27 protein-coding genes and 2 riboswitches are annotated in these 24920 nt (G+C 36.6%); of the genes, 15 read left to right on the top strand and 12 right to left on the bottom strand.

The annotated features are described in order from the left end of the window. Positions 1 to 84 precede the first annotated feature (84 nt). A complete protein-coding gene (locus M3225_RS24935; protein WP_251399065.1) occupies positions 85 to 951 on the bottom strand; it encodes a YitT family protein in 867 nt (288 codons plus the stop codon). A 381-nt stretch (positions 952 to 1332) separates the two neighbouring features. Next, positions 1333 to 1743: an Lrp/AsnC family transcriptional regulator gene (locus M3225_RS24930; RefSeq protein WP_251399062.1), complete on the bottom strand. Its 411-nt coding sequence runs from the start codon at positions 1741 to 1743 to the stop codon at positions 1333 to 1335. A gap of 196 nt (positions 1744 to 1939) precedes the next feature. Next, positions 1940 to 1984, top strand: a riboswitch (PreQ1 riboswitch). A gap of 9 nt (positions 1985 to 1993) precedes the next feature. Between M3225_RS24930 and M3225_RS24925 the strand changes: the two genes are divergently transcribed. The 4 genes from M3225_RS24925 to M3225_RS24910 all read left to right on the top strand — a co-directional run bounded on the left by M3225_RS24925 (position 1994) and on the right by M3225_RS24910 (position 3857). Beyond that, positions 1994 to 2482 (top strand): QueT transporter family protein, encoded by a 489-nt coding sequence (locus M3225_RS24925; RefSeq protein ID WP_251399060.1) that lies wholly within the window; start codon positions 1994 to 1996, stop codon positions 2480 to 2482. 433 nt (positions 2483 to 2915) lie between these two features. Continuing rightward, a complete protein-coding gene (locus tag M3225_RS24920) occupies positions 2916 to 3167 on the top strand; it encodes a hypothetical protein (RefSeq protein ID WP_251399057.1) in 252 nt (83 codons plus the stop codon). Positions 3168 to 3237: 70 nt separating this feature from the next. Beyond that, a complete protein-coding gene (locus M3225_RS24915; protein ID WP_251399054.1) occupies positions 3238 to 3483 on the top strand; it encodes a hypothetical protein in 246 nt (81 codons plus the stop codon). Between the two features lie 185 nt (positions 3484 to 3668). After that, positions 3669 to 3857 carry a hypothetical protein gene (locus M3225_RS24910; RefSeq protein WP_251399051.1) on the top strand — a complete coding sequence of 63 codons (189 nt, stop codon included), beginning with the start codon at positions 3669 to 3671 and terminating at the stop codon, positions 3855 to 3857. A 56-nt stretch (positions 3858 to 3913) separates the two neighbouring features. Here M3225_RS24910 and M3225_RS24905 read toward each other — a convergent pair whose 3' ends face one another. Together M3225_RS24905 and M3225_RS24900 are read right to left on the bottom strand one after the other, a co-directional pair. Beyond that, a complete protein-coding gene (locus M3225_RS24905; RefSeq protein ID WP_251399049.1) occupies positions 3914 to 5350 on the bottom strand; it encodes a DHA2 family efflux MFS transporter permease subunit in 1437 nt (478 codons plus the stop codon). Positions 5351 to 5371: 21 nt separating this feature from the next. Further along, positions 5372 to 5947, bottom strand: a complete 576-nt coding sequence (locus M3225_RS24900; protein ID WP_251399047.1) for a TetR/AcrR family transcriptional regulator — start codon at positions 5945 to 5947, stop codon at positions 5372 to 5374. Between the two features lie 330 nt (positions 5948 to 6277). Between M3225_RS24900 and rluF the strand changes: the two genes are divergently transcribed. Continuing rightward, entirely contained in the window at positions 6278 to 6994 is a 717-nt protein-coding gene (gene rluF, locus M3225_RS24895) for a 23S rRNA pseudouridine(2604) synthase RluF (RefSeq protein ID WP_014461744.1), read from the top strand. A gap of 38 nt (positions 6995 to 7032) precedes the next feature. Here the strand turns inward: rluF and M3225_RS24890 are convergent, their stop codons facing one another. Next, positions 7033 to 7986, bottom strand: a complete 954-nt coding sequence (locus M3225_RS24890; protein WP_251399045.1) for a TRM11 family SAM-dependent methyltransferase — start codon at positions 7984 to 7986, stop codon at positions 7033 to 7035. 260 nt (positions 7987 to 8246) lie between these two features. On the opposite strand from M3225_RS24890, the gene M3225_RS24885 reads away from it, so the two are divergent. The 5 genes from M3225_RS24885 to M3225_RS24865 all read left to right on the top strand — a co-directional run bounded on the left by M3225_RS24885 (position 8247) and on the right by M3225_RS24865 (position 12804). Further along, a complete protein-coding gene (locus M3225_RS24885; protein ID WP_251399043.1) occupies positions 8247 to 8405 on the top strand; it encodes a hypothetical protein in 159 nt (52 codons plus the stop codon). Between the two features lie 167 nt (positions 8406 to 8572). Further along, positions 8573 to 8962: a tautomerase family protein gene (locus tag M3225_RS24880; protein ID WP_251399041.1), complete on the top strand. Its 390-nt coding sequence runs from the start codon at positions 8573 to 8575 to the stop codon at positions 8960 to 8962. A 359-nt stretch (positions 8963 to 9321) separates the two neighbouring features. Next, positions 9322 to 10326, top strand: coding sequence for a cell division protein FtsZ (gene ftsZ / locus M3225_RS24875; protein WP_251399038.1), 1005 nt, complete (start codon positions 9322 to 9324; stop codon positions 10324 to 10326). Between the two features lie 2 nt (positions 10327 to 10328). Continuing rightward, positions 10329 to 10518, top strand: a riboswitch (cobalamin riboswitch). Between the two features lie 147 nt (positions 10519 to 10665). After that, positions 10666 to 12207 (top strand): nickel ABC transporter substrate-binding protein, encoded by a 1542-nt coding sequence (nikA, locus tag M3225_RS24870; RefSeq protein ID WP_251399035.1) that lies wholly within the window; start codon positions 10666 to 10668, stop codon positions 12205 to 12207. Positions 12208 to 12291: 84 nt separating this feature from the next. After that, on the top strand, positions 12292 to 12804 hold the full coding sequence (locus M3225_RS24865; protein ID WP_251399032.1) for a GNAT family N-acetyltransferase: 513 nt from the start codon (positions 12292 to 12294) through the stop codon (positions 12802 to 12804). A 313-nt stretch (positions 12805 to 13117) separates the two neighbouring features. Here M3225_RS24865 and M3225_RS24860 read toward each other — a convergent pair whose 3' ends face one another. Continuing rightward, a complete protein-coding gene (locus tag M3225_RS24860; protein WP_251399029.1) occupies positions 13118 to 14419 on the bottom strand; it encodes a CitMHS family transporter in 1302 nt (433 codons plus the stop codon). Positions 14420 to 14556: 137 nt separating this feature from the next. Beyond that, a complete protein-coding gene (locus M3225_RS24855) occupies positions 14557 to 15000 on the bottom strand; it encodes a YfmQ family protein (RefSeq protein WP_251399027.1) in 444 nt (147 codons plus the stop codon). 194 nt (positions 15001 to 15194) lie between these two features. On the opposite strand from M3225_RS24855, the gene M3225_RS24850 reads away from it, so the two are divergent. After that, positions 15195 to 15332 (top strand): lmo0937 family membrane protein, encoded by a 138-nt coding sequence (locus M3225_RS24850; protein WP_013055244.1) that lies wholly within the window; start codon positions 15195 to 15197, stop codon positions 15330 to 15332. Positions 15333 to 15364: 32 nt separating this feature from the next. On the opposite strand, the gene M3225_RS24845 is transcribed toward M3225_RS24850, so the two are convergent. Further along, positions 15365 to 16135 carry a TatD family hydrolase gene (locus M3225_RS24845; protein ID WP_251399024.1) on the bottom strand — a complete coding sequence of 257 codons (771 nt, stop codon included), beginning with the start codon at positions 16133 to 16135 and terminating at the stop codon, positions 15365 to 15367. A 630-nt stretch (positions 16136 to 16765) separates the two neighbouring features. On the opposite strand from M3225_RS24845, the gene M3225_RS24840 reads away from it, so the two are divergent. After that, the gene (locus M3225_RS24840) at positions 16766 to 17161 is read left to right on the top strand and encodes an SET domain-containing protein (RefSeq protein WP_251399021.1); all 396 of its coding nucleotides are present in this window, start codon (positions 16766 to 16768) and stop codon (positions 17159 to 17161) included. A gap of 43 nt (positions 17162 to 17204) precedes the next feature. On the opposite strand, the gene M3225_RS24835 is transcribed toward M3225_RS24840, so the two are convergent. Next, positions 17205 to 18347, bottom strand: a complete 1143-nt coding sequence (locus M3225_RS24835; protein WP_251399018.1) for an AI-2E family transporter — start codon at positions 18345 to 18347, stop codon at positions 17205 to 17207. A 127-nt stretch (positions 18348 to 18474) separates the two neighbouring features. Here M3225_RS24835 and M3225_RS24830 point away from each other — a divergent pair, with 127 nt between their 5' ends. Next, entirely contained in the window at positions 18475 to 18744 is a 270-nt protein-coding gene (locus tag M3225_RS24830) for a hypothetical protein (RefSeq protein ID WP_251399015.1), read from the top strand. A 340-nt stretch (positions 18745 to 19084) separates the two neighbouring features. Here M3225_RS24830 and M3225_RS24825 read toward each other — a convergent pair whose 3' ends face one another. Beyond that, positions 19085 to 19615, bottom strand: coding sequence for an IseA DL-endopeptidase inhibitor family protein (locus tag M3225_RS24825; protein WP_251399012.1), 531 nt, complete (start codon positions 19613 to 19615; stop codon positions 19085 to 19087). A gap of 415 nt (positions 19616 to 20030) precedes the next feature. Between M3225_RS24825 and M3225_RS24820 the strand changes: the two genes are divergently transcribed. Then, positions 20031 to 20933, top strand: coding sequence for a quinone oxidoreductase family protein (locus tag M3225_RS24820; protein WP_374109851.1), 903 nt, complete (start codon positions 20031 to 20033; stop codon positions 20931 to 20933). A 98-nt stretch (positions 20934 to 21031) separates the two neighbouring features. Here the strand turns inward: M3225_RS24820 and M3225_RS24815 are convergent, their stop codons facing one another. After that, positions 21032 to 22612 (bottom strand): lactate permease LctP family transporter, encoded by a 1581-nt coding sequence (locus tag M3225_RS24815; RefSeq protein ID WP_251399009.1) that lies wholly within the window; start codon positions 22610 to 22612, stop codon positions 21032 to 21034. A gap of 62 nt (positions 22613 to 22674) precedes the next feature. Further along, entirely contained in the window at positions 22675 to 23631 is a 957-nt protein-coding gene (locus tag M3225_RS24810) for an L-lactate dehydrogenase (protein WP_251399006.1), read from the bottom strand. Between the two features lie 334 nt (positions 23632 to 23965). Here M3225_RS24810 and M3225_RS24805 point away from each other — a divergent pair, with 334 nt between their 5' ends. After that, a complete protein-coding gene (locus M3225_RS24805) occupies positions 23966 to 24841 on the top strand; it encodes a cation diffusion facilitator family transporter (protein ID WP_251399003.1) in 876 nt (291 codons plus the stop codon). Positions 24842 to 24920 lie beyond the last annotated feature (79 nt).

Raw genomic sequence — 24920 nt, 5'->3', positions numbered from 1 at the left:
GGGGGCGGTTTACTTTTTAGCAGGTATCTTTTCGTTTTTCTTAACGGTTTTTTCATAAAAAAATCCACCATCAGGTGGATTTTTTTATTTAGTAGCGGCTTTTGTTTCATGAGGCGAATTGCCGATAAAGCCAAATTTCCCGCCGACAACTTCTTTTACTTCGTGGATGACAATAAAAGAATTCGGGTCAATTTGCTGGATTTTCTTTTTAATTTTTAATAGCTCGTTCTTTTTAATAACAACGTAAATAATACGTTTATCTTTATTGGCGTAGTAGCCATATCCGTAAAAGATTGTGGCTGCATTTCCAAATTCACTGGTGATAACTTGCGCTATGTCTTTATATTGATCAGACATAATGGTCATTGCTTTTTTGTTGTGGAAACCTTCGATAACAATATCGACGATTTTGGCACAAAGATAGACGAATATAAAGGTATAGAGGGTGTTGTTGACGCCAATGGCAAAAACTGATGCTAAAATAATAACGCTGTCCATGTAGAACATGCTTTTAGAGATATTATAGCCTTTTGTGTAGTTTAATAAATAAGCTAAAAGAGTTGTTCCACCGGTAGACCCATCCGCGATAAAAATGAGAGCCAGTCCGGTTCCCATTAGTAAGGCGCCGAATACAATTCCTAAAATCATGTCGTGAACGTGAAAGGGAATATAACTGACCAGACCGAGGAAAACGGACGTCATGACAGCTCCTAGAATAGTATAAAGAATCGTTTTTTTTGTTAGGAATTTATAGGCTAAGGCAATAAATATAAGGTTCACAAGGAAAGTGCTGATACTTGTAGGGATATGAAATAAATAATATAAAACAAGAGCAATACCAACCGTACTTCCGTCACCTAATTTATTTGGAATGACAAAAAAATCAATCGATGCAGCAACTAAAAGCGCTCCGGCAATAATTAAAATGATGTCTTTATAGATTGTTTTCAATATGCAAACCTCCTTGATAATTAGGATATTTTCATGTGGAATCTTGTTTTTACTAGTGTTTCACAAATGATAAAATAAAAAACGTCTTAGAAATTGTCTAGTTATATAACTGATCAACTTCTAAGACGAAGAATTACGATACGTGTATAGGTCTTAATCCTGCTTTTCTATGCTTCGATGTCACCGATTATATAAACCTCTGAACGCTATGTCAACGCTATGAGAGATGTTCAACTTTTCAAAAAATAGAAGGCGGTTTCCTACATAAAAAAAGAATCCTTTGCGCCGTCGCAAAGGATTTTCAAATTTATTGGAATAGGGGGAATACGTTATTAGGATTGTCATTTTCATAAATTAATATACCTCTATTTTTTTAAAAATTTATTTGTTAATGACGATTGAAAGTTTGTAATTCACATGCTGATTTAGCTCTGTCAAAAAATCATTTAATTCTTCATTTGAATGAAATTTGCATTCTAGTAAGTAGCAACCATCGCCGCTGATTTTAAAGTTGTTCATGACGTACTCCTGCTGACTTTCTAAAAATGAGAGATAGGGATGATGATGAATGCTCTGCGTATAGATATTTAAAAACGTATGAACGGTGTAGCCAAGTTTTCGTTCATCGATGTTAATTGTATAGCCTTTGATAATGCCTTCATCTTCTAACTTTAATACTCTAGCAGAAGCGGCTTGTCCGGTTAGATGCACTTTTTCTCCTAATTCTTTCATCTTTATACGCCCATTTTTTGACAGCTCTTCTAGTATGTGCTTATCTGTATTATCTAACATCGCTACAAATCCTTTCGTATTTCAAATCAAAAGGGTTCACTACTTGATTTCACCTATGTATACTGATACGTCTTCTATTTTATACTAAAGAAAAGTAAGAAAAAAGAGCAGTCAATATGCAAGATATAGAAAGCGGCAGTAGTTTGTAAACAGCTAGATTGACGAAAGCTTAAGCTTGCTGTATGATTCTTTGAGTGTTTACGTGGTTCGTAACCATCCCACGTTAAAAAACTAAGGAGAGAATAGTAAGATGAATATAAGAACACTTTGCGTCAACGGTCTTTTAGCTGCTATGTATATTGCTGTTAGCATGCTAATTCAGCCGTTTGGCTTCACCAATATCCAATTTCGTATATCGGAAATGTTCAATCATTTAATTGTGTTTAATAAAAAGTACATGTACGGCATTGTACTAGGAGTATTTCTGACGAATTTGTTTTTTTCACCAATGGTCGCTTATGACCTGGTATTTGGGGTAGGACAATCTGTGCTATCATTACTCATTACAATTTTTTCTATGCGCTACATTAAAAATATGTGGGCTCGTATGCTTGTTAATACACTTGTGTTTACGTTTACGATGTTTATTATTGCGTTTGAGCTGCACCTGGCATTTGATTTACCATTTTTCTTTACATGGTTAACAACAGCCGTTGGTGAGTTCGTCGTTATGCTTGTTGGAGCGCCAATTATGGTGGCAATTAATAAACGTGTACAATTTAATAAGCTAGTTGGTTAAAAAAGATGTGGCTGTGATAAATCTCACAGCCACATCTTTTTTTCTTTGTTATTCTATAGATGTAGTGATAAACCCCTTATTGAAGAGCTTTTCACGCATGGACAAATTACCCATATCTAGCATGTAGAAAGAGCAGGTCGCATTTGTGTTCTGCTCTTTTTACGTAAGGCAATAGTAAGTATCCGATTAGACTATTTTGAAAGAGGGAGTAACAAATCTCACAGCGCACCCTTTTTTCTTTTGTTACGATATACATACAGTTGGCAAACTCCTTATCGAAAAGTTTTTCGCACAACACCACATTACCTATGCGTAGCAACTAAAAAAGCAGACCTATGACGGTTTGCTTTTTTAGTTGTCTTTTTACCATTAAATAACTTTTTAAGTTATTTAATGGTAAAATAATCTTTGTTACTAGAGAGGGGATTATTTTTTGAATAGCAAGTTAGGAATTCTTATTTTATTAACGTTAGCAATCTTATTTTCCGGATGTTCAAAAAAAGAAGGCAATAAGTTAAATATTAAGCCAAAACAAAAGGTGAAGTTAACTGCATTTCTTCCTTATAAAGGCATTAATAAAGAAGCTTTAGCTATTAATGAGCCTGATGTAAAGTGCATAGGGTATTGGAATGAGCTTGATGAATACCATCAATTTTCTTTTGGAGGATCCTTGAAGCAAGAATAACATATGGGTATTTGTTAAGTAGTGGAACTTAAAAGGCGTGAAATCGTATATAAATCAAGGGGGGATTTCATTGAAGAGATATGGAATATTCATCATTAGCTTCATCGTTTTGTTAGGTAGCTTTCAACTACTGTCAGGCATGATTCTTACGCTCTTATATGTTCCAGAAAGCTCGGGTATGTGGAGTTCAATTGAAGGTTTATCAAGTAAAGGAACGTTCGGCAGTTATTCTGCTAGCTTTGCTTTTGTGGTTCCGGCTGTAGCAGCTACAGCCGCATTTTTTATCTCTAAAAAATGGGTTAGGAAAAGTGCATGAGGGATTGATAAAGGCGGTGAATGAACAGTGAGTGTAGACACGGATAAATTAGTTATCTTCTTTATTTTATGGGGAACACCCCCTGTTTTTAGTATAGTAGAGTACTTTAAACTGAGTAAAACTGAAAAAAAGAAGCTATACGAGACTTAACATCTTTAAAATCTATTGTAACAATAGGATTTATATTGTCCGAAGGAATTATGGCGAGTTTAGGCAGAGTGTTATCTCTATTTTCTCTGCACGTTATAGGTGTTTTTCTTTTAGCCATTGGGGGAATCGTAGGCGCTATTGAAACATGGAGGGTAAAAAGAAAGAATAGTATTGTTATCTTTTTATTAGTAGTGTTTATGATTACCCTTACATTTGTAACATAAATTCTGAATGTAATAAGAGCTGCTCAAATCATGAGCAGCTCTTGTTAGTTTCTTACTTATTGCGTGTCAAGCTGCTGATCTTTTTTCTTTAACGTAAGAGCGATCAGGAACGAAACGACGGCGAAAGCAATGGCTACATAATAGACAGTATGAACCCCGCTTGTCATACTTTTTATTTGTAACAGCATTTTATTTGTTTCATTTGATTGTTGAATAAAGTGCTGAGAAGCCATGGTCATAATACTTGTATACAAAGCGGGTCCAATAGCACCTGAAACTTGGTTAATGGTATTTGAAATGGCTGAACCGTGAGCGTGAAGCGGTTTAGGTACTTGATTTAAAGCAAGCGTCATCACGGGTCCTATGCTTAAACCTACGCCAATTGTAAAGGCAGCGTATAAAATGGCCGCGGTCGTTGTGGTTGTTTCGCTTGAAATGGTAGTGAACAAACTTAAGATAACCGTTAAAAGGACTAAGCCTGTTAAAAGCAGCGGTTTAAATCCAATTTTATCAAACAAACGCCCTCCGACCATAGCTGTTAGAGCCAGCGTTACTCCTCCCGGAAGCATAAGAAAACCTGTTTGCAAAGGAGACAGTCTAACAGCGGTTTGAAAATAAAGCGGTAAAAGTAACATCATCGAAAACTGAATTATCATAATGAGAAACATTAAGAAAATAGATCTTGAAAACACAGATGATGTAAAAGGCTTCATATTAATCATTGGAGAATTCAGCTTGCTTTGCTGTCTGATAAATAAAGCAAGAGCTACGACGCCAATGATGAGGGTAAGCCATACAATAGGGTTACCCCATCCTGTCTCTTCACCAGCTGCGCTAAATCCATAAACAACTCCTCCAAACCCAATTGTAGAAAGAATAACAGACGGAATGTGGATCGTTGGTCTAGATGTTTCAGAAACGTTACTGAGTTTGAAAAGAGCAAATAGGAAAATAAGCGCCGCGGCAATTAAAAGACCTAGAAATATAATTCGCCATGAATAATATTGAATAATTAATCCTGAAAGGACCGGTCCAATTGCGGGTGCAAATAAAATGGCTACACTAAAAATACCCATTACAGTGCCGCGTTTGCTAACCGGCACGAGTGTTAGCATTGTGCTCATCACAAGAGGTAAAATAATGCCTGTTCCTAATGCTTGAATCATGCGCCCCACAAAAAGTAGAGAAAACCATGGAGTGATAAAGCCAATGAAGGAACCAATTAAGTATAAGCTCATAGCTGTCACAAACAGCTGTCTTAATGTAAAACGTTGAATTAAAAAAGCAGACACTGGGATGGATATGCCGATCACAAGCATATATCCGGTAGTTAACCACTGAGCTGAGCTCGTCCTAATGTGAAAATCTGAAATGATACTTGGCAAGGCGACGTTCATTACAGTTTCACTAATTAAGCATAAAAAATTTCCTAGAATCAAAATAAAAAGGATAAGCTTACTTTGTGTACTCATTTTTTCTTCTGTTTGCGTCATAAGTGACCTCCTTTTACTAAATTAGTTTTTGTTTGCAAATAGCTTTCTAATTTGATCAGCTACAATTTGCATAGGGAGCGTATTGTTTTTAGTTAATGAAAGAGTATAAGCACCTTCAATCCAAGACTGTATAGCTGAACCTAGTTGTTTTGCTTCCTCTTGTTCATAACCTGAACAAACTAATTTATCTGCATAAACTTGTTCCCACTCGTTATACACGGTTTCACAGGCCATACGAAGCGTTTCGTTTGATGACCATACTTCGCTCGACATAGCGGCGAGGGAGATATCCGTTTCATTTTCTACTTGCTCAAACATTCGATCAGCCATCATTTTTATATGATATTGAATGGCTGAGGCTGCATCTTCATGAGAAGCTAGGGATTTTTCTATATAAGCTTTAACTCTTTCTCCCGTTTTTTGAATGGCTTCTTTTGCTAATTGTTGTTTTCCATCCGGAAAATAATAATAAATAGATCCTCTTGGAGCGCTGCTTTCTTTTGTGATTTGACTTAGACTGGTGGCGTGATAGCCTTTTTTGCGAAAAAGTTTAGCAGCAGCGCTTAAAATTTTTTCTTTTGAATTGGTTGATTCCATGAAAACAGCTCCCTCATATACTTACTAGTTGATCGGTCAGTATAATGGTAGCAACTCTATACTGATCAGTCAATCCAGACGTTTAGGTCTTGTATATAAGTGGAGATTGACGTAAGTTTCACAGGTGTAAGCATTGATTGAAATGTTAAGAATAAGGTTACAAAGTATTTTGTGGCTATACTTTTATTCGTGTTAAAAAAATATGATCAAGTAATGAAATTAAAAGAAGACGAGAAGCGTATAGCATGTTACGATAGGGACGGTATAGAAATTGACACATATCTGTTTCTAATAGAAGAGACAGGTTTTAAAATTTTTAAATGTAAGGTTGTGATTCACCTGAGACTGAATAAATTTATTAGCGAATCTGGCAAGGCGTCAAGACGCGGAGCGGATAAGTTAATTAGTGAAGGAAGAGTAACCGTTAATGGAAAGGTTGCAAAAATCGGAGATCAAGTTAAGCCTGGCGATGATATTCGAGTAAGCGGCCAACAGCTTCGAATTGCTCGAAATAATGTATATATTGCACTTAATAAACCAGTCGGCATTACAAGTACGAGTGAAAAAAAAGTAAAGGGAAACATCATTGACTTAGTAAATCATCCTTTGCGTATTCACCATGTTGGACGACTAGATAAGGATTCAGACGGCTTAATTTTACTTACAAATGACGGCGATATTATTAATGAAATTTTACGTGCAGAAAACAAGCATGAAAAAGAATATATTGTTGCAGTAGATAAGCCAATTACACCAGAGTTTATCAAAAACATGTCTGAGGGAGTAAAAATTTTAGGCACAAAAACGCTTCCTTGTAAAGTGACACAGCTGTCTAAGTATGAGTTTCAAATTATTTTAACACAGGGCTTAAATCGTCAAATTCGCCGTATGTGTGAAGTGCTCGGATATGAAGTATACCGACTTCAGCGCACGCGTATTATGAATATCCATTTAAACAACTTACCTGTTGGGCAATGGAGAGATTTAACGAAAAAAGAGCGTACGCAGCTGTTTAAAGAATTAGACTATGAACCTAAAGAGTGGTAAATCAAAAGACACCAGCCTGTTAGACTGGTGTCTTTTCTTTATTCGCATATAACTACTTGTCTAGAAAATACGCTTTTGCGCGCTACGCAGCGATCTGAAATAGAAAAGCCAGCTTCATGAATCATATGGTCAATCGTGTCTACTGTAATCACGACTACTTTATCCGCAAAGCGGCGAGCGTGTTTTAAAATAGAAAGCTGATCTTCAGGCGTCGCGTGGGTGTAGAGATTATAAGGCATGTCGATGATGGCTACATCATAGTGAGTTGTAACATCCGAAATCGGTCCAGTTTTGACATCACCGTTTAAGCCGAAATGTGCAATATTTTCACGAGATCCGTCGGTCACAAGTGGATTGATATCGCGTCCTACAATATCAATGCTCATTGAAAGGGCTTCTACAAGGACTGTACCGATACCACAGCATGGATCAATCGCTTTGATTCCTTCAGGGTTTGGAACGGCAATGTTAGCTACAGCTCTTGCAAGGCGGGTACTGAGTGCTGTAGAGTATTCACGCGGTTTCTTCAAATGATGCAGCCATACAGCTTCGCTTTTTTGGTATTTTCCAAAATACCAGCGTCCTTCAAATGTAACAATGCCAAACAAATGGTCAGGGTTATGCAAGTCTGCTTCTGCTACAAAATGCCAACCCACATCACGTTCAATAGCACGCTGACCCTTATAACTTATTTTTTGATCTTTTTCCAAATCATTAATTTTCATAAAAATGAGTTTGAATGTTTTATCTCCAAGGTCAATATCTTCTACTTGTTTGCAAATATCTGCAAGGTCATCTGATTCATACATAACATCTAACCGCTCTTTGATAAAAGGGCTTCTGCTTGGATCAAGTTTAACGGAACTTTTTATGATAGGTTTCTCAGTTTCTATTTCAAAAAGAGAGCGTCTCTCTAATTGACATAGTGAGAGTTCCTCTTCGCTGCATGCGTATGTGTAGATATACTGAGGCAGCTGCGTATGTTTATTCAATATCGTATCATCCTTTATCGTATCTAATTATCCTTCTTCTCAAACAATAGCGAGAAAAGGAGAGAAAAGCAACGAATTTAAATACAATTGGCCGTGAATACTAAATTGCAGCGCTTCACAGTCCACTTATTTGACAAAACATGCTAAAATAACTGGTGATAACCTGCATGTGCTGTTGTTTATACAAAAGAACTGGATTAAGGTTTCTCAAAAATCATTTACACACTGCTGACATTTTGATGAATAGGAGAGGCTAAGTGATGTCTAAAAGTGATCATGAAAAGCAACCGATGAGTAGGGCTGATATGAAAAAACAAGCCAAAACATCCTCGCAAAACCTTGTGATGAACGTACTCATTGCCATTGTATCTGTATGTATTTTAGCTCTTATTATAAATATTTTTGTACTGATGAAATGAGCCGTTATGCTGCTCATTTCTTTTTATTAGGTTCAGCTTTTATTGAAGCGTTTGAGGTCTCTTTCACTAGAGAGCACATTGTGAATAGCATATCTTTTTTTCACAAATGATAGTTGTGATATGATGAAGCAATAATACATTAGACAAAAAGCTGGAGGTCACTTAGTATGCCATTACTTAGATTTGATGTAATAGAAGGAAGAGATGAAAAAGAGTTAAAAACATTACTAGACGCTACTCACCGAGCGATGCTAGAAGCCTTTGGCGTCCCAGAACGCGATCGTTATCAAATTGTACATCAGCATCCTGCTCATGAAATGATTATTGAAGATACAGGTCTAGGCTTTGAGAGAAGCAAGGATTTGGTTATTATAAGTGTAACGAGCAAACAGCGAACAGAAGAGCAAAAGCAAGCTCTTTACAAATTAATTGTAAAAGAGCTGGGAGAAAGCTGCGGTATTCAGCCAAACGATATTATGATTTCAATTGTTGAGAACGGTAATGCTGATTGGAGCTTTGGCATGGGAGAAGCTCAATTCTTAACTGGGAAATTATAAAACGGTTTATTATCTAGAGGAGCCCTTATTTCTAAGGGCTTTTTCTCATTTTGTCTATAAAAATATTATTCTCTTAGTCACATCTTACTCAAAATTAAATACAGACATCTGTCAAATGAATGATACAATAAGCTTATATGCCGTTTTGAATGGAAAAATCATAAAAGAGTCCGGCGTACTAACTTCAGAACAACAATAATTTTACATAAAGATGTAAAGATTTAAAGGTTAAAAGAGAAATGTATAAAATCTGTAAAACAAAAGAACAGTTACGCGTTAAACATAGGAGTAAAAGGTTCTTCACGTGTTTTTTCGGATAAAAAGAGAAAGTAATTTTGATCATTGAGGAGGAACTTAGAATGTTTGGATTTGATGCAGATGTATCGCCATTAGTGCGAATTAAAGTAATTGGAGTCGGCGGTGGAGGAAATAACACCGTTAACCGTATGATTGAACACGGTGTACAAGGGGTAGAATTTATCGCCGTGAATACGGATGCTCAGGCGCTTAATTTATCTAAAGCAGATGTAAAAATGCAGATTGGTGCGGCATTAACGCGAGGATTAGGTGCAGGAGCTAATCCAGAAGTAGGAAGAGAAGCAGCCGAAGAAAGCAGAGAACAAATTCAAGAAGTACTGCAAGGCGCAGATATGGTATTCGTAACAGCTGGCATGGGGGGAGGGACCGGTACTGGAGCAGCTCCGGTTATTGCCCAAATTGCCCGTGAACTAAATGCTTTAACAATTGGAGTAGTTACTCGCCCTTTCAAGTTTGAAGGAAATAAACGTACCAAGCAAGCAGTAGGCGGTATTACTGCGATGAATGAATCGGTAGATACCCTTATTGTGATTCCAAACGACCGCTTGCTTGAAATTGTCGATAAAAAGACACCTATGCTTGAAGCATTCCGTGAAGCAGATAATGTTCTTCGTCAAGGTATTCAAGGTATTTCAGATTTAATCGCTGTTCCGGGGCTGATTAATCTTGACTTTGCTGATGTGAAAACAATCATGTCTAATCAAGGATTTGCCCTTATGGGTATCGGACGAGCTTCTGGATCAGATCGGGCAATTGAAGCAGCGAAAAAAGCGATTTCTAGTCCGCTGCTAGATGCATCGATTGATGGAGCAAGAGGTGTACTATTGAACATTACGAGCGGCAGCAGCCTGAGTCTTTATGAAGTACAGGAAGCAGCAGATATTGTCACGTCCGCTTCTGATCAGGACTTAAATATGATTTTTGGGTCTGTGATTAATGAAGATTTAAAGGACGAAATGATGGTAACCGTTATTGCCACTGGATTTGATGATGAAGACATTTCGCCACCAGCTTCCACTTCTAGAGTTTCAAGAGCACGCTACTAAATTAAATAACCAGCATTTATGGTGGTAATTGTTCTTCAATTGCCTTAAAAGGGAATCCGGTGAAAATCCGGAGCGGTCCCGCCACTGTAACAAGGAGCCTTATGCCAAAAAGCCACTGTCTATTTAGAGACGGGAAGGCGGTATAAGGCAGTGACTTGAAGCCAGGAGACCTGCCATAAATCGTAGCACACAATAACCTACGAGGATAGGGAGGTGTTTTGGCAGAATCAAAAATAGGATAAACAAGGGATACGTTTATCTGAATTTGTTGTGAAGACAAGCACTTCTTTTTTAGAAGTGCTTTTTTTGTGTGTATTAAAATAGAAGGTGGAAAAATGAATGATAAATAATAAAAAGCTCGTATCTATAATATTTCTTGTTTTACTTTGCCTCACTGCTTGCGCGCCTCATGAAGAGAGTATGAGTATAAAAGAAAGAAAGAAAACGGATAAAAATGTTACATTTTTATTTAATTTCACACCTACCACGCTTGATCCGCATATGGATGATGATTATACAGCAGTTCGTGCGGGAGTGGGGGAGACGCTTGTTAAGATCAGCGACGATTTAAAAATAAAGCCTTGGCTTGCTGAAAAGTGGGAAACAAAAGATAACGGTCTTACGTGGACATTTATGATAAGAAAGAACATCACGTTTCAAAATGGAAAAGCACTGGAGGCAAATGCCGTGAAGTCTTCTCTTCAAAGAGCAATAAATCAAAGTTATGCGATGAGAAACGCTTTAAAAATCAAAGAAATGAAAGCGAACGGTCATATGCTGACAATTACGTTAAAAGAACCAATGCCTAAATTTCCTTCTGAATTAGTGCATCCAAATACAGCCATTATAGATGTTGAAGCTTCTAATATAGCTAAGAAGCCCATTGGTACAGGGCCATTTCACGTTTTGTCTTTCGATCAAGGAAATCAAGTGAAATTAGAAAGATATGAAAATTATTGGAATGGGAAGGTGAAATTGAAAAGTGCGACCTTTGCATTTAACGAAGATGCTAATGCGCGAGTTGCAGCTCTTCAATCCGGAACAGCAGATATTATTTATCGTCCGTCGTTAGAAAGCTTGGGCACTTTACAAACAGATTCGTCTTTCAAAGTAAATGGAGTACCTAGTGTGCGCACCCATTTATTGCTTTATAATCAAACCAATGACGCATTAAAAGACGAAAATGTAAGGAAAGCTATAGATTCCTTATTGAACCGAAAAGAAATTGTCAGCAGCATAATGAATAATCAAGCGGCAGCGGCTCAAGGTCCATTTTTACCTGAATTTCCTTTTGCTGATAATACTGCTAGTAAGCAGAGAGGAATAACATCTGCTAAAAAGTATTTGGAGAAAGCAGGCTATCAAAATAAAAATGGAAAAACAATCAAAAACGGAAAGCCCTTATCGCTCTCTCTTGTCACATACAGTTCTTTGCCAGAACTTCCTTTGATTGCTCAGCTTATACAATCTAGTGCGAAAGAGTTAGGAATCAATATTAAGATTAATCTCGTTGAGGACAGCGATGAATATTTAATGGCAAAAGATGATTGGGGTTTAGCATTGTACAGCCTTATCACAGCACCTAGAGGGGATGCCAGCTATTATTTAAGTACGAATTATTTGCCCGGCGGTGGTTTAAATGCCAGCCGGATTAATGATGATAAGCTAACAAAAATGATTCAGCAATTAAATTCAACAGTAGATGAGGCGAAACGAGATCAGCTAGCTAAGCAAGCAACCGCTTTGATTAATAGGAAAATGCTTACATCATCGATTGTACATCCAAACATTGTTGTTGCTTATAATCAAAAAGTGAAAAACTGGACAACAAATCCAAGCGAGTATTATATGCTGACTCAGCATTTAGATGTAACCCCCTAGTCAATATTGAGGCAGGGATAGGGAGAAGAGAAAGTATACAATGATAGAGAAAAGGATGTGACAGTAAACGTGCAAGGAGTACAAATGTATCAAATTAAAGAAGTAAAAGAAAAGGATGCTGAGGTGATTCAGTTTGTCATTAATATGCGAAATGAGCTATTTCCTATGCTGGAAAAAAATCAACTTCCTGTGGATTTGCTTCATTTTAATGAGCGTTATGTTCTAGCGAAAGGCGCTGCTTTTTTTGCAGCTGTCACGGAAAATCAACAAGTAATTGGAACAATTGGTTTATACGCTTACGATGGACGGTTTCATGCATTAAAAGAGCGATATGAACATAGAACTGCAGCCGAGATTGTAAAATGCTATGTGGATCCAGCGTACCGGCGTCTAGGCATCGGACAGCAGCTGTTAAAAGCAGTTGAACAATTTGCCCAACTTCATTTTTATGACACGCTGTATCTACATACTCATCCTTTTTTACCTGGGGCTGTTCCTTTTTGGACTTCACAAGGCTTTGTCAAAAGGCTAGCTGAACAGGATGAACTATGGAATACGCTGCACATGGACAGAAAAATGCAAACGGTCATAATGTAGCTGGATCATACAGTAATTACCATAGAATTTGTATACAGGCTCATGCTATAATGAATGTAATCTACATTTATATCCTGTAGGGCAAGTCCTTACAGAAAAGAACCACGTTTCGAATTGGCTGAGACGTGGTTTTTTTCTATGAAAAATAAATAATAAAATATTTTTAAAAATATATATGAAATCGCTTTCAAAAAAGTGAAATATATTATATAATTACTAGTGTTGTGTTGTACTTTGTTAGTGTTAAATCAATATCCTACATGTGTGAGCCGATTGCCTTATGGTAGTCGGCTTTCTTTTTTATGGTTGGAGTCTAAAGGGAAATAGCGCTCGTTAAAATGGCTGTAATCGTCATGACAATAGTTGTCCCAAAGGCCCATTTGAAAAGAAACTTTTGATGCTCGCCGAAATCTACTTCAACCAGCCCAATCAGAATGAAAGTAGCAGGCACTAAAGGGGATAGAGGAAACCCAGTTGTGGAATGTCCCAATAAAGCTGCTCGTCCTATTTCTACAGGGTCTACACCAAAATTAGCTGCTGTATGGCTAATAACAGGTAAAATGCCGAAATAATAAGCATCAGGTGAAAATACAAAGCTAAGAGGAAGGCTCGTTATTGCTACAACTAAGGGAAGGTGAGAGCCTAGCCATTCAGGAGTAAGGCTGACAATTGTATTAGCCATAGCATCCATCATTTTTGTTTCTGTAAAAACGCCTGTAAAGATTCCGGCTGCAAAAACTAATGTACTAACCATTACGAAGCTGTTTGCATGACTTAAGATTCTTTCTTGCTGTTCTTTTGGATGAGGAAAATTAACAAATAAAGCAATGGCAAAGGCAATGGCAAATAAAATGGGAATAGGGAGTATGTCTATGATCAATAGAGCCATTAAGCACAGTGTCAATAAGGCATTAAACCAAAAGAGTCTAGGTGGCTTCGCAGGTGTCTCATGAACTGAAAGCTGTTCAGCAAAAGCCATTGATGAACCTTTTAAATGAATTGTTCCTAAGCGCGCTTTCTCTCTTTTTCCGAGTAAGTATGCTGAAAATAAAGTCCACATCAATCCTGCTGCCACAGTTGGAATCAGAGGGTTAAATAGATCTGATACTTCTAATTGTAAACTTGCTGCGGCTCTTACTAGAGGCCCTCCCCAAGGAATCATATTCATAACACCTGCGCTTAAACTAATAACACAAGCAAGTATTAGTCGGTTCATTCCTAATTTTGTGTACAAAGGAAGCAAGGCAGAAACTGTAATTAAAAATGTAGAAGAGCCATCTCCATCCAAGCCAACGAGCATTGTAATAACTGCAGTTGCCATTACGACTTTTAAAGGATCGCCTTTCACAATGTTTAGGATACGAGAAATCATAGGATCAAATAAACCGACGTCAATCATTAGTCCAAAATATAAAATAGCAAAAACGATCATAATGGCTGTAGGAGCTACTTTTAAAATACCTTTCATCATCATATCTCCCATATCAGCACTAAAACCTCCAAGTACGCCGAAGAGGATAGCGACAAAAATAAAAGCAACAACCACGGACAAGCGTTTACTAATGACGAGAAAAAGAAAAGTTGCAATCATTCCAAACCCTAACAAAGAAAGCATTATCTATCACTCCTTAAAAAAGTTAGAAAATTATATTAATTAATATTATAGCATTACATTTAATGTTAAAGTTTGGTGTTTTTAAATATGATAGCTTCAAATTCAAAACTAAAAAAGCCGCCTTATAGGCGACTGGTTTAAGCTAGGTCAGCTGTTATGGACTGCTTTTGAAGGTGATCAGACAGCAGACTGTAGGCAATAATCTTCTTTTTATACTGTTTCACAACGTCGACATGATCATGATAACTGTATACGCATAATCGAACATCGTTTTTACCTTTTTTCGTATCGATAACAAGTGGAGTTTCACTGTCTTCTAAGTGTTTATAATAGTCCTTATTTCCTTCATGGACATAATATTGTTTAAAAAATGTTGCTTTATTAAAATAATCAATCACTTGAATTTTATCTTTGCCTTCTAAATGTTTCCCATCAACTGTGATAGTAACGTTTTGATCATCAAGTGTTGGATGCAATTGAAATTTAGTCATAAGCCATTTGACAACTGGAGTTGGAAGACACGTTACTAATATTTTGAGCGCACTTACAAGAATGATGGAAAGTACTACAATCCATGTCATAGTTAATCATCTCCGCTATAGTTTAAATTAAATAAGATTACATACTTATTTTACCACAGAGAACATGATTGCTTTTTGTACATTATGTGAACCTTCCTCAGTGAAAAGATGTATATAAAATGCGTTTATTTATGCACATTTAGGGAAATATAAAATTATAACAAATACTACATATAAAAAAAGGAGAAAATATTATGTTGTGGACGATTATTGGACTTTTATTTATTTTTTGGTTGTTAGGATTAGTTTTTCATATTGGCGGCGGCATCATACACATTCTTCTTGTTATTGCAGTGATTGTGCTAATCGTAAAACTTGTGAAACGAATTTAGATATAAAAGGCCTTTCCTTAGGGAAAGGCCTTTTATGTGGAGAGATTATAAAAACAAGATGTATTTTGATATAAAAAATCATATGCTTCCGTTACAGAAATCCTTTTGAGACGTGCTATTTGTTGAACGGACTGATGCATCATTGATGGAACCGTTATCTGGTTTTGAAAAGGTCCTTCAAATGGCCACGGACCGTCTGTTTCGACCATCAAATAGTCAAGAGGGTAGTCCGTGACAAGCGCTTGGATTTTAGGCTTATATACAATATCAGGTGTAACTGAAATATAGTAACCGTTGTTTTTCATTCGTTCAACGGTCTTTTTAGCTCCTTTGAACCAATGGAAGTGAGCTTTAGACACAGAATGCTTTTCTAATAAGTCGCACACGATCTCAGCATCTTCATATACAGCGTGAAGAATTAATGGCTTTTCCCATTTTCTTGAATGGATAATAAAAGCTTCGAGTAGCTCCAAATAGGGTTCTAGAGAAAGAGTATATTTCTGACTTAAGTAATAAGGCAGACCAATCTCACCAACAGCTATCATTTCTTCATTATTTTGATCAATCCAAGCAAACAGCTGCGTTAATTCATTTGAAGAAGGTAACATTTGTTCAGGGTGAAATCCGTAGGCGGGTTTCACGCGGGAATACAATTTGCTGATTTTTTGGTTAAGTTGGCAAGAGTGTAATGTAGAAGATACAGAAATGAGCGCTTGTAACGAAAGATCTTTCTCAATTATATCTTTCCAACTTTTCGGTTCATATTGATCAAGGTGAATATGAGAGTCAATGATTCGTTTCATAAATACCACTCCTTCCAGCCCATTTTGTTTAGAAATAATACGTAAGAAAATGTATGATTCTATTAGGCTTCCATCTCATTTTTTATTTGTTTTTTACTTCCGTTCCCCCATTTGGTAATAGATGAAAACTTATAAATAACAAGAGCTAACCAAATAAAAATAAAAGACCAAAAAAATGCGCTGAGCTAAAATCTCCCCTGATGCTACGTGTTGAACCAGCTTCCAATAAATTGGCACGAGCCCCGTATAAGATAAGAAAGGACCGCATACATCACACCATCTTTGTTGTGATTTAAATTCATTTGAATCCTTCTTTTTAACATAAGATAAAATTAGTAATAAGAATCATAGATTAATAAAAAAGCAGCATAAACGATTATATCACAGAGAAAAACGATCTTTTAAGGATTAAATACACCTAAAAAAGGAGTACGTACAAGGGCATTGCGTTTCCATGTCTAAGATAAAACAAAATCGTATCTCAAGGTAAGCGCTTCCATAAGCGCGTATGATAAGCACTTCTTCAGCTTATATTCAAGTGGTTATGAAAAACAGTTGATTTCATTATCAGAAACTGTCAAGCTTAAGGAAGAAAAAAATCTTAGAAGAAAGAATATATAGGTGACGAATATGATCGAAATAAAAGCGTCTGCGCTAAGCGACGGAGAATTTAATAGAGGTGTATTTGCTAAGCAGGATATCAAAAAAGGAACGCTTATTCACGAAGCTCCTGTTATCGCTTATCCTAATAAAGAGCATGATTTTATTGAAAAGACAACACTAGCCGATTATGCTTTTGAGTATGGAGTGAATCACACGGCTATTCTTTTGGGATACGGTATGCTGTTTAATCATTCGTATACACCGAATGCTACGTATGAAATTAATTTTGATAATCATACCTTTGATTTTTATGCGTATACGGATATCCAAGCAGGGGAAGAAATTCTCATCAACTATAACGGAGATGTAGATGATCAAGAGCTCCTTTGGTTTGATCGTGAAGATGAAGACGAACAGAAGTAAAAAAGCATAATAAAAAGCCCATCGATTTTCGATGGGCTTTTTATTATGCTTTTTTATCTGGATACATAGTAGAATTCAAACGAATGAATTGATAAATATGCGTGATAATGACTTTTAAAACTGCATATCCAGGGACGGCTAAAATAATACCGATGATTCCGAATAAATTTCCGGCCGTTAGAATGACAAAAATAACTGTAATTGGGTGAATAGCCAGGCTTCTTCCCATAATTTGCGGAGAGATTACTTTACCTTCAAGTAATTGAACAACTGCCCAGACAATGGCTAGTTTTACAAGCATAAAAGGAGAGGTAATAAACGCAATAATAATTGCTGGGATAATGGCGATAATAGGACCAAGGTAAGGGACAACATTGGTTACCATGGCGATAATCGCTAGAAGTAATGCATAATCTAATCCAATAATCAGATAGCCAATGAAAAGCAGTACACCTATACAAATCGCAACAAAAATTTGCCCGCGAATATATGCACTTAATGCGTGGTTCATGTCGGCTAAAATAAATTTAGCCTCAGAACGAGAGCGATTTGGAAGCAGTTTTACAATGTAATTAGGTAGATTTTTTCCATCTTTTAACAAGTAAAAAAGAATAAAGGGTAAAACTGCAACAGATAATATAATTTCTGTAATAGTGCCGACAAAGTTCACAATACCACTTGAAAATCCAGAAACATATTTACTCAAGTGTTTTGATGCATCCTTTGAAAGCTTATCTAGGTCCGTGTTAGCCGACTGAAGACCTTGTTCGACATATCGGTTATTCGAAAGGTTCGTCACCGCATGCTGAACATCATGTGTCAGCTCAGGGATATTATCAATGAGACGCTGAATCTGATCTTTTAGCGGCGGAATAACCGATGAAATAATAATGGCTAATGCGCCGATAATTACTATGTATAAAACAAGAATTGAAATAATTCGTTTTACACCTTTTCGTTCTAAAAAGTCAACAAGCGGATTAAATAAATAAAAGCAAATTCCTGCTAAGATAATCGGCAGTGCGATTGTTTTAATAAAAATAGAGATAGGAATTAAAATAAATCCGATTTTTGATAACGAAAAAATAGTCATGCTGAGAATAAAAATAATAATTGTATATACAACAAATTTATTATTTAAGATTTTTTCTCGGAAAAAAGTTCCTTTCTGAGGTCTAGGCTCCAAGCTGTTCAACTCCTTTAAAAAATAAATGTATAGTTATCATACCCTGATTTAGACTAATTTAAGAGAGTTTTTTACAAAGAAGTGTGCATACTAGTAGAAAATCTTCTAGAAAGAAGAGGTGAAGTCATTGAAAGAACAAAAACAACCATCGTATGATGATTTCTCTACAGTAGAAAAAAGCCACGAGTATATAACCGCTGAAGAATTTCCAGACGGTCCCTTCGGCTCTCCATTTAATCAAAAATTGGGGAAATCTACTTCGTGGGAAGAAGGCCAACGAACGTATAGCGCATTTAATTATGAAAACAAAAATCTTCATGAAAAAGCTCAAAGATTATTCCCAGGAGCGCACCCTGTACATGATAATCCAGAAGCACATGAACAAAACCCAAGCTAATATCTTTATTTTTAATGAAAAATGAAAAGCATTTATTTCTTGCTTCCATTGATATATGTATAGAATAATGCCCAACAACAGTGTTATCAAAAAGTCTTTATTATGGTTAGTATATACCGCTCTATTTTTTTGTTAAATCATGTTGACAACAAGCAGTTTAGCCTGTAATATAAAACGTAACTTATCACTATTTCTACAGGATTCGACAAAATTTGATTTACTTAAACTTGTGATCTCAACTTCTATTTACAGCTATTAGAGCGCTGTAAGTAGAAGTTTTATTTATGTTACAAATAAAAAAGAAAAAAGCAGGTCTGCTGAAGCAGATCTGCTTTTTTTATTATTGAACAGCGTCAAATTTATTTACTTTCCACTGTGAACCAGATTGATAGAATGTGACAGTGCGTTTTACGCTGCCGCCATCTACAGTTGGAACTGTGAATTCATAAGAGCGAACTGTTGCTGTTTGATACACAAGCTTTGTTTTTGCTTTTGACCACTCTAACATGCTGAATCCGTCGCCGACTGGATGAGCAAGTTTGCCGTTATATGTGATGTAGCCGTAATTTGTTAATCCTTTTTCTACTGCACTATTTGTAAATGTCTCAGATAAGTAGCTTGATAGCTCAGTTTTTGTATCAAATTCAGGGCAAAGGTACACGTACTCAGTTCCTTTATATTCAAATGTACGTTCTGTACATGGTTTGTTTTTATAACCGTGCAGAGCATTCCAGAAATGATTGCTGGCACTAGCTGCAATTTTGACAGCATTTGCATCCGTTATCGTTTGAGATGTTGTTTGTGCCGTAACTCCAGTGCTTAGTGTAAAGAAAATAGCGATTGATGATAAAACTAGTCCAATTTTTTTCATTTCCAACTCACTCCTAATTAATTAGCATTATTTATGTAACAATTATGTGTTTTATATTTCTTTTGTTACATTTATATTACAATAAATCTGTAACAAAAGAAAGTGTTTTGTCTTTTTTTTCTTAAATTTATTTAGTTTTTTACTAGTTTCTAAAGTAGATATAGTAAGATAATTGTCGATAAATGTTGAATTAACAGCGGTTTTAAGAGGTTTGTTTCCTTTTGCATTCCTTTTGTTACAAATGAATTTTTTTGTAACAAAAATGCAATAAAATAAGTGAAGTGCTTTTACTATACATAAAAATAAAGATAAAACGGTGAAAAAGTGAATTTAAAAACTGTTCTTCCTTTTTTGGGGCATATTCCTTTTGTGATTTCCAGCTTGTTAGTAGAGTAGGTAAGAGGGAGGCGAAATCATGAAAGCCATTATACATAGTGAGAAAAGTGGAATAGCAGGTATGAATTGCAGGGATCTTCAGGAGATGAACCCTGAAAAAGGAGAAATAAAAATAAGGCTAAAAACAGCGGGTTTAAACCGGAGAGACTTGTTTGTCATGAACAATCGAGACAAAGGAGATAAGCCGTTTATTCCCGGTTCAGATGGTGCAGGCATTATAGAAGAAGTAGGAGAAGACGTAAAAGGTTTAAAAAATGGAACGTTTGCGGAGTGTGTAATCGTAGAAGAGGATAACGTTGTGCAAAAGCCACCTTATCTATCTTGGAAACAGGCGGGGGTTCTTTCATTATCGGCTTTAACTGCTTATAGAGCCCTATTTACAAAAGGTCAATTAAAAAGAGGAGAACATCTACTTATTCCTGGTATAGGAAGCGGAGTCGCGACCTATGGGATGCTATTTGCAAAAGCTATCGGAGCTAACGTAACAGTCACTTCTAGAAGTAATGAAAAAAGAAAGCAAGCATTAAAGTATGGAGCGGATTATGCGTTAGATAGTGGAAGTAATCTAAAAGAAGAAATCAAAAATAGAAAAGTAGATATCATACTTGATAGTGTGGGGGCAGCTTTATTTCCGACGTATTTTGAAATATTAAAGCCAAATGGAAGAATTGTTAATTTTGGAGCGAGTTCTGGAAATGAAGTTGAATTGCCTCTAAGAACCATTTTTTATCCTCAATTTAATATACTTGGTACGTCTATGGGGAGCCGGGAAGAATTCGTGGACATGATGGATTTTATAGAGAAACATCAAATTAAACCAATCGTTGATAGATTCTATCCGCTATCAGAGGCAGTTGCCGCCTGTGAACGATTAGATAAAGGGGAACAATTTGGCAATATAGGTTTACTTATTTCAGAATAAAAAGATCCCCCAGGGCTAACGGGGGATTTTTTTATATAATCAAACGTTTGTTTAAATGAAAGAAACACGGTAATAACAGGATTTTTAGCTGTTTTCTATCATAACCACCAAGCCAATAAAAAGGTAACAAACCCTCCTAGTATCAAAAATCCCATGCTGTATTTGAGCGTGTATTTAAAAAGTTCACTTTCTTTTCCAGCCAATCCCACTGCTCCGGCAGCGACAGCAATTGATTGAGGAGAAAGCATTTTAGCCATCACTCCGCCGGCAGTATTGGCTGCTATGAGAATAATTGGCAAGACATTAATTTGCTGAGCTGTAGTTAGCTGCAAATTGCCGAACAACGCATTATTTGATACGACAGACCCTGTTAGAAAAACGCCAATCCAGCCAAGAAATGGAGATAAAAATGGAAAATAAGCAGCCGATGTAGCGAGCGCCAATCCAAGTGTAGAAGATTGTCCTGAATAATTTGAAATAAAGGCAAAAGCAATGACCATCATAATAGTAATAATAGGTCTTGATAATTCTTTTACGGTTTCTAAAAGAGTACTCCATACCACTTTTGGCGATACGTTAAGCAAGAAAACTGAAAGGATACAAGCAATAAGAATTGCTGTACCTGTTGCTGCAAACACGTCTATTTTTAAGACAGCAGCATAAGGCGTAGGATCCTTTACTAAAGGCGCTACTTTAATCACATAATTGTGTAAAAATGGGACGTTAATAAGCAGGTTCATATGTTCAAGCACCGTTTTGACAAAAGAAAGGCTCCAGGCCGTAACGAGTATCGTTAGTAGAATGAAGGGAGACCACGCTTTTAAAATTTGCTTTGGTGACAGGCTGAAGCTTTTAGCTGCTGCCGGGCTTGTTCGTTTAATATAAAAAGCAAGAGCAAGCAAACTTACAATAGAAGATGTGATATTTGGAAGTTCAGGGCCGATGTATGTAACAGTTAAATACTGTGTCAGTGCATAGGAAATGGCTGTGATGCTCGTTGCTTTCCATACGTCTTTTAATCCTTTTATACCATCCATAATAAAGACAAGTAAAAAAGGGATAACAAAAGAAATAATTGGAAGCTGCGTACCAAGAAAATGAGCAATTTCTTTTGGATCAATGTCAGATACTTGTCCTGCGACAATGACGGGAATCCCCATGGCGCCAAACGCTCCTGAAGCTGTATTAGCAATTAAACATAGCGCAGCTGCTTTTAACGGTTTAAACCCAAGTCCAACTAGAAGCGCTGCTGTAATTGCAATTGGAGCTCCAAATCCCGCTGCACCTTCTAAAAAAGCATTAAAGGAAAAAGCAACAAGCAGCATTTGCAAGCGCGGGTCATCGGTTATTGAAATAATAGATTGTCTGATGGTAGTAAACTGTCCGCTTTTGACAGTTAGTTTGTATAAAAACACCGCTCCGATAATAATATAGCTGATGGGCCAAAGTGCATACAGAAATCCATAGCCAGTGGCTCCTAAGACCATTGAGGTAGGCATACCATAAAAATAAATAGCAATAGTCATAGAAAGAATCACCGTAATACCGGCAGCTATATGTCCTTTTAATTTCAAAAGAGTTAGAGCAATAAAGAAAAAGATGATGGGAATGAGTGCAATTAGTGCAGAAAGCCAAATATTATCTAACGGATTATATACCTGAGTCCACGTCATATTCATACACCTCTACTAAATATTTAAAACAAGGGAGCGGGGGAGTCCCCCGCAAAAATCTTTAGATGTTACACAAAAGCTCTGTCGCGAGTTTGCTTAAGAATGCTAGCAGAGTGCTCGAGCTGCTGCTGTTCGTGAGGAGTTAAATTCAATTCAATAATTTGGCGCACGCCGTTTTTATTAATAGTGGCTGGTACGCCGATATACACATCAGAAATACCGTATTGTCCTTCTAATAAAGCAGATACCGTTAAAATAGAATTCTCATCATCTAAAATAGCCTTGGTGATGCGTACAAGCCCCATCGCAATTCCGTAATAAGTCGCTCCTTTTCGATTAATAATATGGTAAGCCGCATCGCGGGTTTGTTCGAATAGATGCTGCATATCCGGTTCTTTTTCAATAGCGGCAGTATTGATAAAATGTTCGAGCTTCACACCGCCAATTTGCGCATGGCTCCAAACAGGAAATTCCGTATCTCCATGTTCGCCCATAATATAAGCGTGGACGTTGCGAGAATCTACTTCGAAATAGTCGCTTAACAAGTAGCGGAAGCGAGCTGTGTCAAGAATCGTTCCTGAACCAATTACTCGTTCGTTTGGTAACCCTGATACTTTTTGTGTAACGTGTGCGAGAATATCAACTGGATTTGTTGCGACTAAAATGATGCCGTCAAATCCGCTGTTCATAATATCTTTTACAATGCATTCAAAAATTTTAACGTTTTTTTCAACTAGATCTAAGCGTGTTTCCCCTGGAGCTTGATTAGCGCCCGCTGTAATAACAACTAAATCAGCATCGGCACAGTCTTTATAATCTCCCGCCCAGATTTTCATTGGTGTGGCAAATGGCATTCCATGATTGATATCGCGTGCTTCACCTTCTGCTTTTTCTTTGTTCATATCGATTAATACTAATTCATTGGCAATACCTTGATTCACCATTGAAAAAGCATAGCTTGAGCCAACAAAGCCAGTTCCGATTACGGCAACTTTTCGTGTTTTTGGCGTAAATTGTGTTTTCATTTGTATCATCCTTTGAATTTTATTTTGTGATGTTTTTCACAATGTTAGTGTAACAAGAATAAATAACCTCGGCTGTGATAAAAATCACACTTCTTAATAAATAATGAACAATTTCACACTGCGATTTGAAAGAAGAGGTCCTCCTACATGAAATGCCACATTTAGAAAGATCTTAAACGTTTAAAGTGTTGAGTAAAGGCAACTTGTTTTGCAGAAAGCTAAAGAGTTTAACATTCTCTATTTGTATGTTAACAGCCAATAATGTTTCTATAGACCCACACGAAATCCATTTGTTACACTAAGTTTGCTTATTTTGAATAAAGGAGTTGAAGGGATGGAGAACTACTATGAGCAAGCCCAAAAAGGCGCTTGGGTTAGTATCTTATCATATATCTTTTTATCAGCATGTAAACTTATTATTGCGGGTGTCACCGCTTCCTCTGCATTAAAAGCCGACGGTCTTAATAATGTCACAGATATTATTGCATCAATTGCCGTTTTAATCGGTTTAAAAATATCTAAAAAACCTCGCGATAATGATCATCCCTATGGGCATTCCAGAGCGGAACATATCTCTTCACTTATTGCTTCTTTTATTATGATAGTAATCGGACTAGAAGTATTGGTCGATGCGGGCCAGTCACTATTTATGGACAAATCTGAAGCGCCTAATTTACTGGCTGCTTGGGTAGGTCTTGGAGCTGCTGCTGTTATGGGTGGTGTCTATCGATACAATATTAAGCTTGCTAAAAAACTTGATAGCCAGTCTTTATATGCGGTTGCTAAAGATAATTTATCTGATGCACTTGTTAGTATAGGGGCTGTTGTGGGGATTTTTGGCTCACAATTCGGTCTGCCCTGGCTGGATGTGGTAGCTGCTTTTACTGTGGGAATTATTATTTGTAAAACAGCCATCGAGATTTTTAAAGAAGCCGCGCATTCTTTAACGGACGGATTTGATGAAGAAAAGTTAGGGCACTACAAAGAAAGTATCCAGCTTGTAGAAGGTGTAAAAGAAGTAGAAGATGTGAAAGCGCGCAAGCTTGGTAATCAAGTTGTGATTGATGTAACTGTTAAAGTAGATCCTCATTTGAATGTTATCAAAAGCCATGAAATTGCTGATCAAATTGAACATATGATGAACGACGAGCATCAGATTAAAGATACGCTTGTTCATATTGAACCTGATGCATACGAAAAGCAAAAATAAAACCAGCACGTTCTTTTGTTATGAAAGAATGCGCTGGTTTTATTTTGTGGGAATTTAAAATAAATCACAAAAACTTCTT

Source organism: Priestia aryabhattai (assembly GCF_023715685.1).
Classification (GTDB): domain Bacteria; phylum Bacillota; class Bacilli; order Bacillales; family Bacillaceae_H; genus Priestia; species Priestia aryabhattai_B.
The sequence above is the reverse complement of the archived record's forward strand: the minus strand, read 5'-3'. Positions and strand labels throughout refer to the sequence as shown.

Coding starts and splice junctions, on each gene's coding strand:
- ftsZ (WP_251399038.1), top strand. CDS start 9,322: ATGTTTGGATTTGATGCAGATGTATCGCCATTAGTGCGAATTAAAGTA.
- M3225_RS24865 (WP_251399032.1), top strand. CDS start 12,292: ATGTATCAAATTAAAGAAGTAAAAGAAAAGGATGCTGAGGTGATTCAG.
- M3225_RS24810 (WP_251399006.1), bottom strand. CDS start 23,631: ATGAAAACACAATTTACGCCAAAAACACGAAAAGTTGCCGTAATCGGA.
- M3225_RS24885 (WP_251399043.1), top strand. CDS start 8,247: ATGTCTAAAAGTGATCATGAAAAGCAACCGATGAGTAGGGCTGATATG.
- M3225_RS24805 (WP_251399003.1), top strand. CDS start 23,966: ATGGAGAACTACTATGAGCAAGCCCAAAAAGGCGCTTGGGTTAGTATC.
- M3225_RS24840 (WP_251399021.1), top strand. CDS start 16,766: ATGATCGAAATAAAAGCGTCTGCGCTAAGCGACGGAGAATTTAATAGA.
- M3225_RS24825 (WP_251399012.1), bottom strand. CDS start 19,615: ATGAAAAAAATTGGACTAGTTTTATCATCAATCGCTATTTTCTTTACA.
- M3225_RS24900 (WP_251399047.1), bottom strand. CDS start 5,947: ATGGAATCAACCAATTCAAAAGAAAAAATTTTAAGCGCTGCTGCTAAA.
- M3225_RS24930 (WP_251399062.1), bottom strand. CDS start 1,743: ATGTTAGATAATACAGATAAGCACATACTAGAAGAGCTGTCAAAAAAT.
- M3225_RS24850 (WP_013055244.1), top strand. CDS start 15,195: ATGTTGTGGACGATTATTGGACTTTTATTTATTTTTTGGTTGTTAGGA.
- M3225_RS24815 (WP_251399009.1), bottom strand. CDS start 22,612: ATGAATATGACGTGGACTCAGGTATATAATCCGTTAGATAATATTTGG.
- M3225_RS24845 (WP_251399024.1), bottom strand. CDS start 16,135: ATGAAACGAATCATTGACTCTCATATTCACCTTGATCAATATGAACCG.
- M3225_RS24880 (WP_251399041.1), top strand. CDS start 8,573: ATGCCATTACTTAGATTTGATGTAATAGAAGGAAGAGATGAAAAAGAG.
- M3225_RS24905 (WP_251399049.1), bottom strand. CDS start 5,350: ATGACGCAAACAGAAGAAAAAATGAGTACACAAAGTAAGCTTATCCTT.
- M3225_RS24860 (WP_251399029.1), bottom strand. CDS start 14,419: ATGCTTTCTTTGTTAGGGTTTGGAATGATTGCAACTTTTCTTTTTCTC.
- M3225_RS24925 (WP_251399060.1), top strand. CDS start 1,994: ATGAATATAAGAACACTTTGCGTCAACGGTCTTTTAGCTGCTATGTAT.
- M3225_RS24855 (WP_251399027.1), bottom strand. CDS start 15,000: ATGACATGGATTGTAGTACTTTCCATCATTCTTGTAAGTGCGCTCAAA.
- M3225_RS24820 (WP_374109851.1), top strand. CDS start 20,031: ATGAAAGCCATTATACATAGTGAGAAAAGTGGAATAGCAGGTATGAAT.
- nikA (WP_251399035.1), top strand. CDS start 10,666: ATGATAAATAATAAAAAGCTCGTATCTATAATATTTCTTGTTTTACTT.